This window comes from Pseudomonas sp. C 49-2 (genome assembly GCF_003970195.1).
GTDB lineage: Bacteria > Pseudomonadota > Gammaproteobacteria > Pseudomonadales > Pseudomonadaceae > Aquipseudomonas > Aquipseudomonas canadensis.
Map to the genome: position 1 here is coordinate 163,733 of NZ_RXYG01000006.1, position 16,696 is coordinate 180,428.

Below are 16,696 nucleotides of genomic sequence, written 5' to 3' on the forward strand. Positions count from 1 at the left end.
AAAGGTGTCGACAATATGCTGGATCAGCTGGAATCCCCAGTGGTGGCGCAAGACGATTCCCAGACCATGTCCGAGAACGTCTTCCGGCGTATCCAGGCCGCCATCGTCAAGGGTGAGATCGCTCCCGGCAGCAAGATCTCCGAGCCGGAACTGGCGCGCACCTATGGCATCAGCCGCGGCCCGCTGCGCGAGGCGATCCATCGGCTGGAAGGCCAGCGCCTGCTGGTGCGCGTGCCGCATGTCGGCGCTCGGGTGGTTTCATTGAGCCACGCCGAGCTGATCGAGCTCTATGAAATCCGCGAATCCCTCGAAGGCATGGCCTGTCGCCTGGCCGCCGAGCGAATGACCGATGCGGAAATCGAAGAGCTACGCCAGGTGCTGCATACCCATGAGCGCGATGAAGCCTTCCAGGCCGGCCTTGGTTACTACCAGCAGGAGGGCGACTTCGATTTTCATTACCGGATCATTCAAGGCGCCGGTAACCGTACCCTGACCCAAATGCTCTGCGGCGAGCTGTACCAATTGGTGCGCATGTACCGCATCCAGTTCTCCGCCACCCCCAATCGTCCACGCCAGGCCTTTGCCGAGCACCACCGCATCCTTGACGCAATTGCCGATCGCGACGGTGAACTGGCCGAACTGTTGATGCGCCGGCATATCGGCGCATCCAAACGCAACATTGCCCGTCACTTCCCGGACGGCACTGCCCAATCACGAGGTGAATGATGAGTTCCAATAATAAGACGACTCCAGGCCAGCGTTTCCGTGACGCGGTCGCCAGCGAGCATCCTTTGCAGGTGGTCGGTGCTATCAATGCCAACCACGCGCTGCTGGCCAAACGCGCCGGTTTCAAGGCGATCTACCTGTCGGGTGGCGGTGTGGCTGCCGGTTCTCTTGGCGTGCCGGATCTGGGGATTACTGGCCTGGATGACGTGCTGACTGACGTGCGCCGCATCACCGACGTCTGCGACCTGCCGCTGCTGGTGGACGTGGACACCGGTTTCGGCTCCTCGGCGTTCAACGTGGCGCGCACGGTCAAGTCGATGATCAAGTTCGGCGCGGCCGCGATCCATATCGAAGACCAGGTCGGCGCCAAGCGCTGCGGCCACCGCCCGAACAAGGAAATCGTGTCCCAGCAGGAAATGGTCGACCGCATCAAAGCTGCCGTGGATGCGCGCACCGATGACAGCTTCGTGATCATGGCCCGCACCGATGCCCTGGCGGTGGAGGGTTTGGAGTCTGCGCTGGAGCGCGCCGCCGCTTGCATTGAAGCCGGCGCCGACATGGTGTTCCCGGAAGCCATCACTGAACTTGAGATGTACAAGCTCTTTGCGTCAAAGGTGAAGGCCCCGATCCTGGCCAACATCACCGAGTTCGGCGCCACGCCGCTGTACACCACCGAACAGTTGAAATCTGCCGATGTTTCCATCGTGCTGTACCCGCTCTCGGCCTTCCGCGCCATGAACAAGGCCGCCGAGAATGTCTATACCGCGATCCGTCGCGATGGCACCCAACAGAACGTGATCGACACCATGCAGACCCGCATGGAGCTTTACGATCGCATCGACTACCACACCTTCGAGCAGAAGCTCGACGCGCTGTTTGCCGCCAAGAAATAAATGCCTGACGAACAACTGTAGGAGCCGGCTTGCCGGCGATTGCGCCTTCGAACCTGGCGCAAGCCTCAAGGGCCTATCGCCGGCAAGCCGGCTCCTACAGGGCCGCGATTAACCAAGGCCTCCTTATAAATACAAGATTGGAGAAGAAAAATGGCTGAAGCAAAAGTATTGAGTGGCGCCGGCCTGCGTGGCCAGGTGGCCGGGCAGACTGCACTGTCCACCGTGGGCCAGGCCGGCGCCGGCCTGACTTATCGCGGCTACGACGTGCGCGAACTGGCCGCCGATGCGCAGTTTGAAGAAGTCGCTTACCTGCTGCTGTACGGCGAACTGCCGACCAAGGCCGAACTGGCCGCCTACAGCGCCAAGCTGAGCAAGCTGCGCGACCTGCCGCAAGCGCTGAAAGAAGTGCTGGAACGCATCCCCGCCGACGCTCACCCGATGGACGTGATGCGCACCGGTTGCTCATTCCTGGGCAATATCGAGCCCGAGAAAGATTTTGGCGCGCAGCACGACGTCACTGACCGCCTGCTGGCCGCCTTCCCGGCGATCATGTGCTACTGGTATCGCTTCAGCCATGACGGCAAACGCATCGATTGCGTGACCGATGAACCCTCCATTGGCGGCCACTTCCTGCACCTGCTGCACGGCAAGAAGCCGAGCGAGTTGCACGTCAAGGTCATGAACGTTTCGTTGATCCTCTACGCGGAACACGAATTCAACGCTTCGACCTTCACTGCGCGGGTGTGTGCGTCAACCCTGTCCGACCTGTATTCCTGCGTCACCGCCGCCATCGGCTCCCTGCGTGGCCCGCTGCATGGCGGCGCCAACGAAGCGGCGATGGAGATGATCGAGCGTTTCTCGTCCGCTGAAGAAGCGGTCGAAGGCACCCTCGGTATGCTGGCGCGCAAGGACAAGATCATGGGCTTCGGCCACGCGATCTACAAAGACAGCGACCCGCGTAATGAAGTGATCAAGGGCTGGTCGAAAAAACTCGCTGACGAAGTCGGTGACAAGGTGCTGTTCCCGGTCTCCGAAGCCATCGACAAGACCATGTGGGAGCAGAAGAAACTGTTCCCCAACGCCGACTTCTACCATGCCTCGGCGTACCACTTCATGGGCATCCCGACCAAGCTGTTCACGCCGATTTTCGTGTGCTCGCGCCTGACTGGCTGGGCTGCCCACGTGTTCGAGCAGCGCGCCAACAACCGCATCATCCGTCCAAGCGCCGAGTACACCGGCGTAGAGCAGCGCAAGTTCGTGCCAATCGAACGTCGCTGAATGGAGAAACCGCTGAACCCGGGGTGAAACCGGATCAAAAATGTGGGAGCGGGCTTGCTCGCGAAAGCGGTGTGTCATTCAACACACATGGCGACTGTTAAACCGCCTTCGCGAGCAAGCCCGCTCCCACCTTTTGATCGCATTCTCTCCCAGGATCCGTGGGCTCCTTTTGCAACCACCGTGACCGAGTCCTGACCGATGAACACTGAATTCCGCAAACCGCTCCCCGGCAGTCGCCTGGACTACTTCGACGCCCGTGCGGCGGTCGAGGCAATCACCCCCGGCGCCTACGCTACCTTGCCTTACACCTCCCGCGTACTCGCGGAAAACCTGGTGCGTCGCTGCGATCCGGCCACCCTCAACGCTTCCCTCAGCCAACTGATCGAACGCAAGCGCGACCTCGACTTTCCGTGGTTCCCGGCGCGTGTGGTGTGCCATGACATTCTCGGCCAGACCGCGCTGGTCGACCTCGCCGGCCTGCGCGATGCCATCGCCCAGCAAGGCGGCGACCCGGCCCAGGTCAACCCGGTGGTGCCGACCCAACTGATCGTCGACCACTCCCTGGCCGTCGAAGCCGGTGGTTTCGACCCGGACGCGTTCGAGAAAAACCGGGCCATCGAAGACCGTCGCAATGAAGACCGTTTCCACTTTATCGAGTGGACCAAAAAGGCTTTCAAGAACGTCGACGTGATCCCACCCGGCAACGGCATCATGCACCAGATCAACCTGGAGAAAATGTCTCCGGTGATCCAGGTGCGTGACGGTGTGGCATTCCCGGACACCTGCGTCGGCACCGACAGTCACACCCCTCACGTTGACGCGCTGGGCGTGATCGCCATTGGCGTCGGCGGCCTGGAAGCGGAAAGTGTGATGCTCGGCCGCGCTTCATGGATGCGCCTGCCGGAAAGCGTCGGCGTGGAACTCACCGGCAAGCTGCTGCCGGGCATCACCGCCACCGACATGGTGCTGGCGCTGACCGAGTTCCTGCGTAAGCAGAAAGTGGTCGGCGCCTGGCTGGAGTTCTTCGGTGAAGGCGCTTCGGCACTGACCCTGGGCGACCGCGCGACCATCTCCAACATGGCCCCGGAATACGGCGCCACTGCGGCGATGTTCTATATCGACCAGCAGACCATCGCCTACCTCAAGCTCACTGGCCGTGAAGACGAACAAGTCACCCTGGTTGAGCAATACGCCCGCCACACCGGCCTGTGGGCGGATGACCTGAAAGGCGCGCAATACGAGCGCGGCCTTACGTTCGATCTGTCCAGCGTCGTGCGTAACATGGCAGGCCCGAGCAACCCGCATGCCCGCGTTGCCACCAGCGACCTGGCGTCCAAGGGCATTTCCGGCCAGTGGGACGAAGTGCCGGGGCAAATGCCCGACGGCGCGGTGATCATCGCGGCCATCACCAGTTGCACCAACACCAGCAACCCGCGCAACGTGATTGCTGCAGGCCTCTTGGCGCGCAATGCCAACAAGCTGGGGCTGACGCGCAAACCATGGGTCAAATCGTCCCTGGCGCCCGGCTCGAAAACCGTGGCCATGTACCTGGAGGAAGCGGGTCTGGGCCACGAGCTGGAAAAACTCGGGTTTGGCGTGGTGGCGTTTGCCTGCACCACCTGCAACGGCATGTCCGGCGCGCTCGACCCAGTGATCCAGCAGGAAATCATCGACCGCGACCTGTACGCCACCGCCGTGCTTTCGGGCAACCGCAACTTCGACGGGCGTATCCACCCGTATGCCAAGCAGGCTTTCCTGGCGTCGCCGCCGCTGGTAGTGGCCTACGCGATTGCCGGCACTATCCGTTTCGACATCGAGAAAGACGTGCTTGGCCTGGACGCCAACGGCAAGGAGATCCGCCTGCAGGACATCTGGCCGAGCGACGAAGAGATCGACGCGGTGGTCAAGGCCTCGGTCAAGCCAGAGCAGTTCCGCGCGGTGTATATCCCGATGTTTGCCATCCACGAAGACACCGGCCCGAAAGTCGCGCCGCTGTACGACTGGCGCCCACAAAGCACTTACATCCGCCGCCCGCCTTACTGGGAAGGCGCGCTGGCCGGTGCTCGTCCGCTCAAGGGCATGCGCCCGCTGGCGGTGCTGCCCGACAACATCACCACCGACCACCTGTCGCCGTCCAACGCAATCATGCTCGACAGCGCCGCCGGCGAATACCTGGCGAAAATGGGCCTGCCGGAGGTCGACTTCAACTCCTATGCGACTCACCGTGGCGACCACTTGACTGCGCAGCGCGCCACCTTCGCCAACCCGAAACTGTTCAACGAAATGGTGGTTGAAAACGGCAAGGTCAAGCAGGGTTCCCTGGCGCGCATCGAGCCTGAAGGCCAGGTCACGCGGATGTGGGAAGCCATCGAGACCTACATGGAGCGCAAGCAGCCGCTGATCATTATTGCCGGTGCCGACTACGGCCAAGGCTCGTCCCGCGACTGGGCGGCCAAGGGCGTGCGCCTGGCCGGTGTTGAAGCGATTGCCGCTGAAGGTTTCGAGCGCATCCACCGCACCAACCTGGTGGGCATGGGCGTGTTGCCGCTGGAGTTCCTGCCGGGCACCGACCGCAACACCCTGAAGATCGATGGCAGCGAAACCTATGACGTGGTGGGTGCGCGCACCCCGCGTGCGCAGTTGACCCTGGTGATCAACCGCAAGAATGGCGAACGTGTCGAAGTGCCGGTGACCTGCCGCCTGGACACCGCCGAAGAAGTGTCGATCTACGAGGCGGGCGGTGTGTTGCAACGTTTCGCCCAAGACTTCCTGGAATCGGCGGCGACGGCCTGAGAGGACACCATGGCACACGTAGCGCAAATCAAGATCCCCGCCACCTACATGCGTGGCGGCACCAGCAAAGGCGTGTTTTTCAGCCTCAAGGACCTGCCCGAATCGGCGCAGGTGCCGGGTGCCGCGCGCGACGCCTTGCTGTTGCGGGTGATCGGTAGTCCCGATCCCTACGACAAACAAATCGACGGCATGGGTGGCGCCACATCGAGCACCAGCAAAACCGTGATCCTGGCTAAGAGTACCCGCGCCGAGCATGACGTGGACTACCTGTTCGGCCAGGTCTCCATCGACAAGCCGTTCGTGGACTGGAGTGGCAACTGCGGCAACCTGTCGGCGGCGGTGGGTTCCTTTGCCATCAGCGCCGGCCTGGTCGACCCGGCCCGCGTCCCGCACAACGGCGTGGCCGTGGTGCGGGTGTGGCAGGCCAATATCGGCAAAACCATCATCGCTCATGTGCCGATCACCGACGGTGCGGTGCAGGAAACCGGTGATTTCGAACTGGACGGCGTGACCTTCCCAGCCGCCGAAGTGCAGTTGGAGTTCATGGACCCGGCGGCGGAAGAAGAGGGCGGCGGTGGTTCGATGTTCCCCACCGGCAACCTGGTCGACGACCTGGAGGTGCCCGGCGTCGGCACCTTCAAGGCCACGCTGATCAACGCCGGCATTCCGACGATCTTCATCAACGCCGAAGACCTCGGCTATACCGGCACCGAGTTGCAAGGCGCGATCAATAGCGACCCGAAAGCCCTGGCGATGTTCGAGACGGTGCGAGCTTATGGCGCCTTGCGCATGGGCCTGATCAAGCACCTGGACGAAGCCGCCCAGCGTCAGCACACGCCGAAGGTGGCGTTTGTGGCCAAGCCTTTGGACTACGTGGCGTCGAGTGGCAAAGCGATCAAGGCCGGTGATGTGGACCTGCTGGTGCGCGCGCTATCCATGGGCAAGTTGCACCACGCGATGATGGGCACCGCTGCGGTGGCGATTGGCACGGCGGCGGCGATTTCCGGGACTTTGGTCAACCTGGCGGCGGGTGGTATTGAACGCAATGCGGTGCGCTTCGGGCACCCGTCCGGCACCTTGCGTGTGGGCGCAGAAGCCACCCAGGTAAACGGCGAATGGGTGGTGAAGAAAGCCATCATGAGCCGCAGCGCGCGAGTGCTGATGGAAGGTTTCGTCCGCGTCCCTGGCGACGCGTTTTAACCCTGTAGGAGCCGGCAAACCGGCTCCTACACAAAAGGCGGGCAATCAGACCCTCCGCAACACATCAACCCTGACCCTGAGGATGAAACAACCTAACCCACTTTGGAGTACTGCCATGAGCGCCAACGTCGACCAGAACAACCGCCCGGACTACGATCAGGTCCTGCAGGATATTGCTGACTATGTTCTCAACTACCGGATCGACTCGCCGGACGCATTGAACACCGCCCGCAACTGCCTGATGGACACCTTGGGCTGCGGCCTGCTGGCCCTGCGTTTCCCCGAGTGCACCAAGCACCTGGGACCGATCGTCGAGGGCACGGTGGTGCCGTTTGGCGCGCGGGTGCCGGGCACATCGTTTCGCTTGGATCCGGTCAAGGCCGCGTGGGACATCGGTTGCATCGTGCGTTGGCTTGACTATAACGACACCTGGCTCGCTGCCGAATGGGGTCACCCCTCGGACAACCTCGGCGGCATCCTCGCCGTGGCCGATCACCTGTCGCAGAAACGCGTGGCCAATGGCGACGCGCCGCTGACCGTGCGCGCAGTGCTGGAAGCGATGATCATGGCCCACGAAATCCAGGGCGTGATTGCCCTGGAAAACTCCTTCAACCGGGTAGGCCTCGACCACGTGCTGCTGGTGAAAGTCGCCTCCACAGCGGTCACCGCCAAGCTGATGGGCGCCAACCGTGAGCAGTTGCTGGCGGCGCTGTCCCATGCGTTTGTCGATGGGCAGGCATTGCGCACCTACCGGCATGCGCCGAATGCCGGTTCGCGCAAGTCCTGGGCGGCGGGGGATGCGTCGAGCCGGGGCGTGCGCCTGGCGGATATCGCCATGCGTGGCGAGATGGGTATTCCGGGTGTCTTGAGCGCGCCGCAGTGGGGTTTCTACGACGTGCTGTTCAGCCACACCAACAAGGACCTGGCGCTCAAGCCGGAGGACAAACGCGCGTTCAGCCTGGCCCAACCCTACGGCACCTATGTGATGGAAAACGTGCTGTTCAAGATCAGCTTCCCCGCCGAATTCCACGCGCAAACCGCCTGCGAGGCCGCGGTGACGCTGCATCCGTTGGTGAAAGACCGCCTACAGGAAATCGAGCGCATCGTGATCACCACCCATGAATCGGCGATTCGTATCATTTCCAAAGTCGGGCAACTGGCCAACGCCGCTGACCGCGATCACTGCCTGCAATACATGACCGCCGTGCCGTTGGCATTCGGCAACCTGGTGGCCGAGCAGTACGAGGATGATTTCCACGCTGCGCATCCGATCATCGACGAGTTGCGCGACAAAATGGTCATCGTCGAAGACCCACGCTACAGCCGCGAATACCTGGAGGCCGACAAGCGCTCCATCGCCAATGCCGTGCAGGTGTTCTTCAAGGATGGCAGCAGCACCGAGCAGGTGGCGGTGGAGTACCCGATTGGCCATCGCCGGCGTCGGGTGGACGGCATTCCGTTGCTGGAAGACAAGTTCAAGGCCAACCTGGCGACGCGATTTACCGCGCAGCGCAGTGCCGAGATTTTTGCGCTGTGCAAGGACCAGGCACGGCTTGAAGCCACACCGGTCAATCGGTTTGTGGACCTGTTCGTGATCTAAGCCGTTACAGGGTCAATGTGGGAGCTGCGGTTCGACGCTTCGACTTGCCTGCGATAGCATCACCTCGGTCTGCCTGAGGCACCGAGTTGCCTGCATCGCAGGCAAGCCAGCTCCCACATTGAATGGTGTTCACTCGAACCGCAGGATCACCCGGCGGTTGTGCTTGCTCTTCTTCTCGATCTTCTCGCAATACACCCGGCCGATTTCTTCGGTGTTGATCACATGGGTGCCCCCACACGGCTGGATATCGATGCCGGCGATTTCAATCACCCGTACCGATCCCTGAATCACCGGAGGAGCCACTGCCTGTGTACGCGTGATCTGTAGCAGGGTCGAATATTCGGAAGCCGGCATCGACAGGGTTTTTACCGCGTGAGCCTGTTCGATCAGCGCATTGAGGTCGCGGGTGATGCTGTCTTTATCGAGGGTCATTTCGGGCAGGTCGAAATCCAGCCGGCCCTTGTCCGAACTGATGCTGCATCCGGTGACCGGCGCATCGATGATCGAACACAGCAGGTGCAAACAGGTGTGCATTTTCATGTGCTGGTAGCGCCGGTCCCAATCGAGGCCGGCATCCACCTGTACCCCGGCGGTCAGTTGCGCGGGGCAGTGTTCCACCTGGTGCCAGATGATCGAGCGCAGCACCGGATCGCGCACGGTGCCGATCACTTCGACCCGCGTACCGTCGGCCAGTGTGAGGTGGCCCGTGTCGCCTGGCTGGCCGCCGCCCGTGGGGTAGAACAGCGTGTGCTCCAGGGCGATGCCGTGTTCGCTGACGGCAATCACTCGGGCGCTGAACGCGTTCTGGTAGGGCGCGCTGTCGAACAGCGCCAGGGTTTCCATGGTGTGCACGGACATGTTCAACCTCCGACGATCAGTGGGCTGGCTTGCAGCAGGGAGCGCACCATTGCACTCAGGCCAGGGGGAGAGAGCAGGGTGATTTCGAATTCCGGCCCGCAGACTTTCAGGTTCAGCGGCAAGCGCGGCAATGGAGTGCCCGACTCGACACGGTGCAGACGAAACTGCAGGTGGTGGCGCTCCTTGACCGTGGGCTCCAACATCAGCCCCGGCAGGGGGTGGAAATCGGCGTCCAGCACGGTCACCTTATGGCTGGCGTTGATTTCGCCCACCACATGCAATCGCTCATCCAGGGCGAAGGCACCGAGGTAGTTGCTGTGGTCCGATTCATCGTTTTTTTGCAGCTGGATCTGGTTCACCACCTTCACTTTGGTGCCGGCGGGGACGTCCTGGGTGATCACGCAGGACGGGCTGATAAACACGTTGTCGCCAATCAGCACATAACCCAGCACGCGGGCACCGGAGCCGACCTCGACGTTGTTGCCCAGGCGTGGGTGACGCTTGCCGTCGGGGTTGTTGGCGATGCCTCGGGCGCCCAGGGTCACGCCGCAGAGGATGTAACAGTCGTTGCCAATTTCGCAGGTTTCGCCGATCACCGTGCCGTAGCCGTGGTCCAGCACGAAGCGTCGGCCGATGCGCGCCGCCGGGTGAATCTCGGCGCCGGAAAGCACCTTGCCCTGGTTGCTCAGCTTGAGGGCAATGCGCGAAAACACGCCGTTGGTCTGGTCGGGAAAATTCCATACAAGGTGCGCCAGGCGGTAATACAGCACCGCCTTGAACGAGGCGTAGGACTCCAGGATCAACTCGCCGCGCCCGCGTGAGGCCGGATCACGGTAGGCGTAGGCGATCAGGTCTTCGGCTACTGCCTGGGCAGCATTCTGGATCAGGGGCGCCAGATGCGGTTCCAGCTGCTTCATCTGTAGGGGCGTAAGGGTTTTGATGAGGTGAGTGATCAACTCATCGTGCAACTGTTGCATGTCGATAAAACCGCCCATGGAGGCACCCCTGCATTCTGGTTGGCTGGAAACCCGTTTATTCGAAACTGGGCAGGTAGCTGTCGGCATTGTCGTAGACCATGGTCAGCACCACCGTTTCGGGCGGTAGTTCGGGGGCGAGCTTGGCAATGGCCACCATGTTGGCGGCGGACGACAGGCCTAGGCTGATAGCGTCGGTGCGCATGATGCGTTTCATCATGTCGATGCAGTCCTGGCGCGAGACCTTGAGCATGCCGTCGATCACGTCCAGGTTGAGAATGCTCGGGATCAAACCGATCGACAGGCCTTGGATGTGATGCGGTGCGTGCTGGTTTTTCAGCAGGTCGCACTCTTCCGGTTCCACGCCCATGACGCGTAGTTGCGGCCAGGCGGCTTTCAGGGTTTCACCGATGCCAGTGATATGCCCCCCGGTGCCGATGCCGCTGACAAAGTAGTCGGCGCGCAGCTCACCGAAGGCACGCAGGATTTCCGGTGCGGTGGTGTCGCGATGGGTTTGTGGGTTGGCACCGTTGCGCTGCTGGTTGAGCATCACGTAGCTGGGGTTTTCCAGCTGCAATTCCATGCACTTCTCGCCATGGGAGTTGTTGCCCAGGCGGCTGTCCGACAGCACCACCTTGGCCCCGTATAAACGCAGCAGCTTCTGTTTTTCCGGGCTGTAGTTGTCGGGAATCACCAGCACCACTTTGTAGCCCAATACATTGCCCGCCATCACCAAGCCGATGCCGGTGTTACCGCCACTGGGCTCGATGATGGTCTGCCCGGAGTCGCGGATCAGCACGCCTCGGCGCTCGGCGTCGAGGATCATGCCCAAGGCGATGCGAGCCTTGTGGCTGCCGCCTGGGTTGAGGGATTCGAGCTTGGCGTAGACCTCGATACCGAGGTCTTCGGAGAACTGCGCCAGACGCACGATCGGCGTCTGGCCGATCACGTCGAGGATGGAGTTATGCAACATCATTCAGCCCCCGGCTCAATACAACGGCATGTCGGGTTCGACGTCACGAACCCAATGTTTCATGCCGCCCTGCAGGACTTTGGTGTTGGCGAAACCAGCCGCCAGCAAAGTACTGGCGGCTTGCTCAGCACGGGTGCCGGCGTAGCAGATCAGGTAATGGGTATTGTCCCGGCTGAGGCTGTCGAGGTGGCCGTCCAGTTCGGCCAGGGGGATATGCACCACGCCCGGCAATTTGCACACTTCCAGTTCGCTGGCGTCGCGCACATCCAGCAGCACATCGGCGCTGCTGGGGTGTTCGAGTACTTGCTTGAGTACGCGCGGCTTGATGTAGCGTTCTTCGGCCAGCGACGGTTGGCTGGGCACGGCATCCGCGCAGGCGGTCGGTGCCAGGGTTTCGCTGTGGCGCGCCTCGGAGCAGCATGGGCAGTCGGCGCGGCGCTTGAAACGGATCTCGCTGAACTTCATCGCCAGCGCATCGAAGCGCATCAAGCGGCCTGACAGCGGTTCGCCGATGCCAATCAGCAACTTGATTGCCTCGGTGGCCTGGATCATCCCGACCACACCGGGCAGCACGCCGATCACGCCCCCGGCGCTGCAATTGGGCGCCAGCTCGGCGGGCGGCGCGCTCGGAAACAGGCAGCGGTAGCACGGCCCGCCTTTATAGTTGAGCACGCTGATCTGCCCGTCGAAGCGGTAGATGGCGCCGTACACCAAGGGCTTGCCCAGTTGCACGCAAGCGTCGTTGACCAGGTAGCGGGTGTCGAAATTGTCGGTGCCGTCGATCACCAGATCGTAGGCGCCTACCAGTTCCAGGGCGTTGTCGGCATTCAACGCGGTGTCGTGGGCGTTGATCTGGATATGGCGGTTGAGGTCTTGCAGGCGCTGCTTGGCGGATTCGACTTTGGGCATGCCGAGGGTGCTGTTGCCGTGGACGATCTGGCGTTGCAGGTTGCTGCTTTCCACCACATCAAAGTCCACCAGCCCCAGGGTGCCGACCCCGGCAGCCGCCAGATACAGGCTGATCGGCGAGCCCAGACCGCCGGTGCCGATGATCAGCACCTTGGCTTTCTTGAGGTTCAACTGACCTTCGCGACCCACACCGGGCAGGGTGATGTGGCGTACGTAGCGTTGTACTTCTTCATTGCTCAGCGCGTCGACGTCCATGCCGCCGGACGTGGCCAGCAGCACCTCGATTCTGGCTTTCTCGGGCAGTGGGTCATCCGCGCCAACCAGCTCTTCCTCGGCGGTAAACAGGAAGTGCTCCTTGAGCTGGTTGTTCTTCTCGTGAAACAGGTGCGGACGCAACTGTGGGTGACTGCTGCAGAGGTTTTCAATGACTTCGCGCAATGTCGATCCGGTGCCCTCGAGGGTCGATTCCGGCAGCTTGGCCACGCGGACCAGAATGTCGGGGAAAGAGACAGCGTTCATGGACAACTCCGTGTGCAGGTCGTTGAAAGGTTGAAGGGCGAAATGCTTGCCATCCCAGGCAAACAGCTTGGAACCAAGGGGCTGGCCCTGGCGAACGTCGACCACCAGGTAGCTGACGGGGTAGATCGGTTCGCCCATGAACAGCGCCTTGTCCTGATCTTCGTCGCTGAAATAGGCACCTACATCCGGGTGCGAGTGGTAGATCACTACCACCGGGTTGTCGCTGCGAAACGCCTTGTTCATCAACAGGGTGTCGGCCACCGAGAAGGTGTAGCCGTTGGCCGCGCTGCGCGGATACATCTCGGGGTTCTTGTGGTGCAGTTCATTCTGGATATTGCTGCCCAGGTACACGCTGCCGTCGGCGAAGACAAAACCACAGCATTCTTCGGGGTAGCTGCGGCTGGCGTGGGCGTAGATCTGTTCCAGGGCTTTGGGGCGGAGGACGTCCATGTTTCTCTCGCGTGGTTGTAGAAGGGTCAATTTTTCTTGGCCAGGAGTTTTTCAACCGGCAACTTGGTGATCGCAAAGCCGGCCAGCAGGATGGCCGAATACAGCATCAGGTCGCGGGAAATCGACACGCCTTCGTACCAGGCGCCGATGATCACCGCGAACACCGGGAAGATGATGAACACGAATGACAGGATGATCGGGCTCAAGCGCTTGAGCAGCATGAAGTACACGATGAACCCGCCCACTGAGGCCACCAGCCCCAGGTAGAACAGTGCGCCCCAGGAGCGCAGGGTGATGGCGTCGAAGGTCGGCGCTTCAAACCACAGCCCGGCGACGAACAGCATCAGCCCGGCAATGCCGATGGGCAGGGTGTTGTAGGTGATCACGCTGATGGCGCTGCCTTTCTGCTTGGTAATCACGTAGCACAAGGCATGCATGATCGCTGCGGTCAGAATCGCCAATACGCCGAAGAACTCCGCGTGGTCCAGGTGCAGGCCCTGGCTCTTGATGATCATGTAGAGGCTGCCGAAACCAATACCGATGCCGACCACCTGGGAAAAGTAGATGCGCTCACGCAGGAACAGCGCAGAGAAAATCAGGATGAACACCGGCATGCAGCTGAACAGCAGCGCGGTCAGGCCGGACGAGACATGCATCTCGCCGTAGTTGAGCAGGTAGTAGGGCACGCTGAAGTAGGACAGGGTCACGAACACGAAGAACCAGCGGCTCTCGCGGGGGAACAGGATCGGCTCGCGGCGCACCATGGCAAAACACAGGAACAGCGGGAAAGCGATCAGGAAGCGCAGGCCCGCGGACGTCAGTGGCGGCACGCTCTCCACGGCAATCTTGATCCCCAGCCACGTGGTGCCCCAACTCAGGCAGACGATCAGGAACATCACGCTGGTGATAAGCCCTGCCAACCACTGTTTTTGGGTTTTTGTCTTGGCGGTGTTTTCGAGAACGGCGGACATTGGCATCGTTTATTGCTTCCCTGAGCCGAAATTGAACTCTATATTGAGCTTGTAATGAGTTGTAAAATCCGGCGATTGAACCCGTAAAAGCACACTATTAGGGCGAAAGATGGCTGTCAAAACAAATATTGACATGGTGTCAATTATGCGTGAGGGGTTGTCCAACGGGCAGGGCGTGAAGTACAAGCGCCTGTCCGATGTCATGGAACGGGGCATCCTCGAAGGCTTGATTGAACCAGGACGAAAACTGCCGCCCCATCGGGTGCTTTCCGACAATCTGGGTGTGACGATCGGCACCATCAGCCGGGCCTACGGCGAACTGGAACGCCTGGGGTTGGTGGTGGCGCGGGTCGGTGACGGCACTTTCGTGCGCAAGCGTGGGATGGAGCGCCAGCGCGATGAGGGTTTTCGCAACTTCAGCGAAGAGCCGCGCCAGTACTTCGACATGAGCCGCAATATGCACATCCCCGGTCAGGAAACCGTGTTCCTGGCCCAGAGCTTCCAGACCCTGTCGACCAACGCCAAATTCCTCCAGGACATCAGCGCCTACACCCCGGACGCCGGCCTGCCGCGCTACCGTGAAGCGGGCGCGCAATGGCTGGTGCAGCGTGATTTTCATCCGATCCCCGAGCAGGTGATCTGCGTCAATGGCGGCCAGCACGGCTTGCTGTGCTCAATGATGGCGCTGTTGCGGGCCGGCGATACGGTGGTCACCGAGCAACTGACGTATCCGGGCCTGATTACCGCCGCGCGGATGCTGGGTATCCGGTTGATCGGCCTGGAGATGGATGAAGAAGGCGTGCTGCCGGGCGCGCTGGATGAAGTCTGTCGAAATCACCGGGTTTCAGCGCTGTACTGCACACCGACGATCCAGAATCCGACCACGGCGGTACTTTCGGTGGCGCGCCGCGAAGCCTTGGTCAAAGTGTGTCGCGAGCACAACCTGCTGATTCTTGAGGACGAGGCCCACGGTGTACTGGTCGAGGACCGGCCGCCGCCCCTCAGCCATTTCGCCCCCGAGCGTACGATTTTGATCAGCAGCCTGAGCAAAGCCGTATCGGCCGGGCTGCGTGTGGGTTATGTGCATGCGCCACCGGCGTTGGTCAGCCGTATTTCGGCGGCGCTGCGTTCGACCTGCTGGATGGCTACGCCCGTCACCTTGGAGCTTGCTACCCAGTGGATCGAAAACGGTACGGCGGAGTACCTGCTGCGCCAGCAGATCAACGAAATCAGTCGGCGCAAGGCCCTGGTCCGTGACCTACTGATCGGCCTGGAGTACCGCACCCACCTCAACAGCCCGCACTTCTGGATTGAAGTACCGGAGCCGTGGCGGGCGTCGGAAATCGAGGCGGAGCTCAAGCAGAATAATTACCTGATCGCCACCGCCGAGGCGTTTGCGGTTGGGCAGACGGCGGTGCCGCAATTTATTCGGGCGAGTATCTGCAACACGTCGGGGGATGACCAGTTGTTGCGGGCGGGGTTTGATGCGTTGGCGACGGCGTTGGGGCAGGGGGGAGGGAGGTTTCAGTTGTAGGCCTTGATCCTTGTGGTGAGCGGGCTTGCCCCGCGCGAGGCAAGCTCGCTCACCACAAAGTAATAGGCAGACAACATTATTTGAAGCGTCGCTCCACGCCTTTCTCCACCAGAATCTTCGCCGAAATCTCTTCCACCGAAAAATGCGTGGAATTGATGTGCGCAATATTCTCGCGACGGAACAGATTTTCTACTTCTCGCACTTCGAACTCGCACTGCGCATAGCTGGAATAGCGGCTGTTGGGCTTGCGTTCATTGCGGATCGCCGTCAGCCGATCCGGATCAATGGTCAGCCCGAACAGCTTGTGCGAATGCGCCCGCAGGGCGGCCGGCAGCGTCAAATGCTCCATGTCGTCCTCAGTCAGCGGGTAGTTGGCCGCGCGGATGCCGAATTGCATGGCCATGTACAGACAGGTGGGCGTTTTGCCGCAGCGGGACACGCCCACCAGGATCAGGTCGGCCTTGTCGTAGTAGTGGGTGCGGGCGCCGTCGTCGTTGTCGAGGGCAAAGTTCACCGCCTCGATACGCTCCATATAGTTGGAGTTGTGGCCAATGGAATGGGACTTTCCTACCGAGTACGACGAATGTTCACTCAGCTCTTGTTCCAGTGGTGCGAGGAACGTCGAGAAGATGTCGATCATGAAACCATTCGACGTTGCGAGAATCTCACGAATGTCTTGATTGACGATGGTGTCGAAAATGATCGGACGAAAACCGTCTTTTTCGGCCGCCAGATTGATTTGTTGTACCATGGCCCGCGCTTTATCCACGCTGTCGATGTACGGTCGCGTGAATTTGGCGAAGGTAATGTTTTCGAACTGCGCGAGCAGGCTTTGACCCAATGTTTCGGCTGTGATGCCGGTGCCGTCGGAGATAAAGAAAGCAGATCGTTTCATTTGAGCCCTGGGCCTTAAGCTGATGGCGAATCTTGGATATGATAGGCGCGATTTTGCCGTCCCGCAGTGGGCCGCATTCTCACTTATTTTCCAGGTCCAGGCCACAAGCGCTGGCACTCGCTC

General features: G+C 61.1%; 13 protein-coding genes. 7 read left to right on the plus strand and 6 right to left on the minus strand.

Translation table 11 applies throughout. The annotated features are described in order from the left end of the window. Positions 1-15 precede the first annotated feature (15 nt). The 6 genes from EJ576_RS14010 (at position 16) to prpD (ending at position 8,490) form a co-directional block, all read left to right on the plus strand. Positions 16-726 carry a GntR family transcriptional regulator gene (locus EJ576_RS14010; RefSeq protein WP_016979247.1) on the plus strand — a complete coding sequence of 237 codons (711 nt, stop codon included), beginning with the start codon at positions 16-18 and terminating at the stop codon, positions 724-726. Continuing rightward, entirely contained in the window at positions 726-1,619 is an 894-nt protein-coding gene (gene prpB / locus EJ576_RS14015; protein ID WP_028617524.1) for a methylisocitrate lyase, read from the plus strand. Before EJ576_RS14010 ends, prpB begins: the two co-directional genes overlap by 1 nt. 150 nt (positions 1,620-1,769) lie before the next feature. Beyond that, positions 1,770-2,897: a 2-methylcitrate synthase gene (gene prpC, locus EJ576_RS14020; RefSeq protein ID WP_068935377.1), complete on the plus strand. Its 1,128-nt coding sequence runs from the start codon at positions 1,770-1,772 to the stop codon at positions 2,895-2,897. A gap of 198 nt (positions 2,898-3,095) precedes the next feature. Beyond that, positions 3,096-5,690 carry a Fe/S-dependent 2-methylisocitrate dehydratase AcnD gene (acnD, locus tag EJ576_RS14025; RefSeq protein WP_126570571.1) on the plus strand — a complete coding sequence of 865 codons (2,595 nt, stop codon included), beginning with the start codon at positions 3,096-3,098 and terminating at the stop codon, positions 5,688-5,690. A 9-nt stretch (positions 5,691-5,699) separates the two neighbouring features. Beyond that, positions 5,700-6,890 carry a 2-methylaconitate cis-trans isomerase PrpF gene (gene prpF, locus EJ576_RS14030; protein ID WP_126570572.1) on the plus strand — a complete coding sequence of 397 codons (1,191 nt, stop codon included), beginning with the start codon at positions 5,700-5,702 and terminating at the stop codon, positions 6,888-6,890. A gap of 115 nt (positions 6,891-7,005) precedes the next feature. Continuing rightward, positions 7,006-8,490, plus strand: coding sequence for a 2-methylcitrate dehydratase (gene prpD, locus EJ576_RS14035; RefSeq protein ID WP_126570573.1), 1,485 nt, complete (start codon positions 7,006-7,008; stop codon positions 8,488-8,490). Between the two features lie 129 nt (positions 8,491-8,619). Here prpD and EJ576_RS14040 read toward each other — a convergent pair whose 3' ends face one another. The 5 genes from EJ576_RS14040 to EJ576_RS14060 are packed head-to-tail and all read right to left on the minus strand — an operon-like array spanning position 8,620 to position 14,093. Beyond that, positions 8,620-9,348, minus strand: a complete 729-nt coding sequence (locus tag EJ576_RS14040; protein ID WP_122726532.1) for an alanyl-tRNA editing protein — start codon at positions 9,346-9,348, stop codon at positions 8,620-8,622. 2 nt (positions 9,349-9,350) lie between these two features. After that, complete coding sequence (locus EJ576_RS14045) at positions 9,351-10,343, minus strand: serine O-acetyltransferase (protein ID WP_028617518.1); 993 nt, start codon at positions 10,341-10,343, stop codon at positions 9,351-9,353. Positions 10,344-10,380: 37 nt separating this feature from the next. Next, complete coding sequence (locus EJ576_RS14050; protein WP_025999978.1) at positions 10,381-11,295, minus strand: PLP-dependent cysteine synthase family protein; 915 nt, start codon at positions 11,293-11,295, stop codon at positions 10,381-10,383. 15 nt (positions 11,296-11,310) lie between these two features. Continuing rightward, a complete protein-coding gene (gene moeB, locus EJ576_RS14055; protein WP_068935371.1) occupies positions 11,311-13,173 on the minus strand; it encodes a molybdopterin-synthase adenylyltransferase MoeB in 1,863 nt (620 codons plus the stop codon). Positions 13,174-13,199: 26 nt separating this feature from the next. After that, the gene (locus EJ576_RS14060) at positions 13,200-14,093 is read right to left on the minus strand and encodes a DMT family transporter (RefSeq protein WP_161634125.1); all 894 of its coding nucleotides are present in this window, start codon (positions 14,091-14,093) and stop codon (positions 13,200-13,202) included. A gap of 160 nt (positions 14,094-14,253) precedes the next feature. Between EJ576_RS14060 and EJ576_RS14065 the strand changes: the two genes are divergently transcribed. Further along, complete coding sequence (locus tag EJ576_RS14065; protein ID WP_016979259.1) at positions 14,254-15,678, plus strand: PLP-dependent aminotransferase family protein; 1,425 nt, start codon at positions 14,254-14,256, stop codon at positions 15,676-15,678. A 76-nt stretch (positions 15,679-15,754) separates the two neighbouring features. Here the strand turns inward: EJ576_RS14065 and EJ576_RS14070 are convergent, their stop codons facing one another. Next, positions 15,755-16,573 carry a pyruvate, water dikinase regulatory protein gene (locus tag EJ576_RS14070; RefSeq protein WP_003193298.1) on the minus strand — a complete coding sequence of 273 codons (819 nt, stop codon included), beginning with the start codon at positions 16,571-16,573 and terminating at the stop codon, positions 15,755-15,757. Between the last annotated feature and the right edge of the window lie 123 nt (positions 16,574-16,696).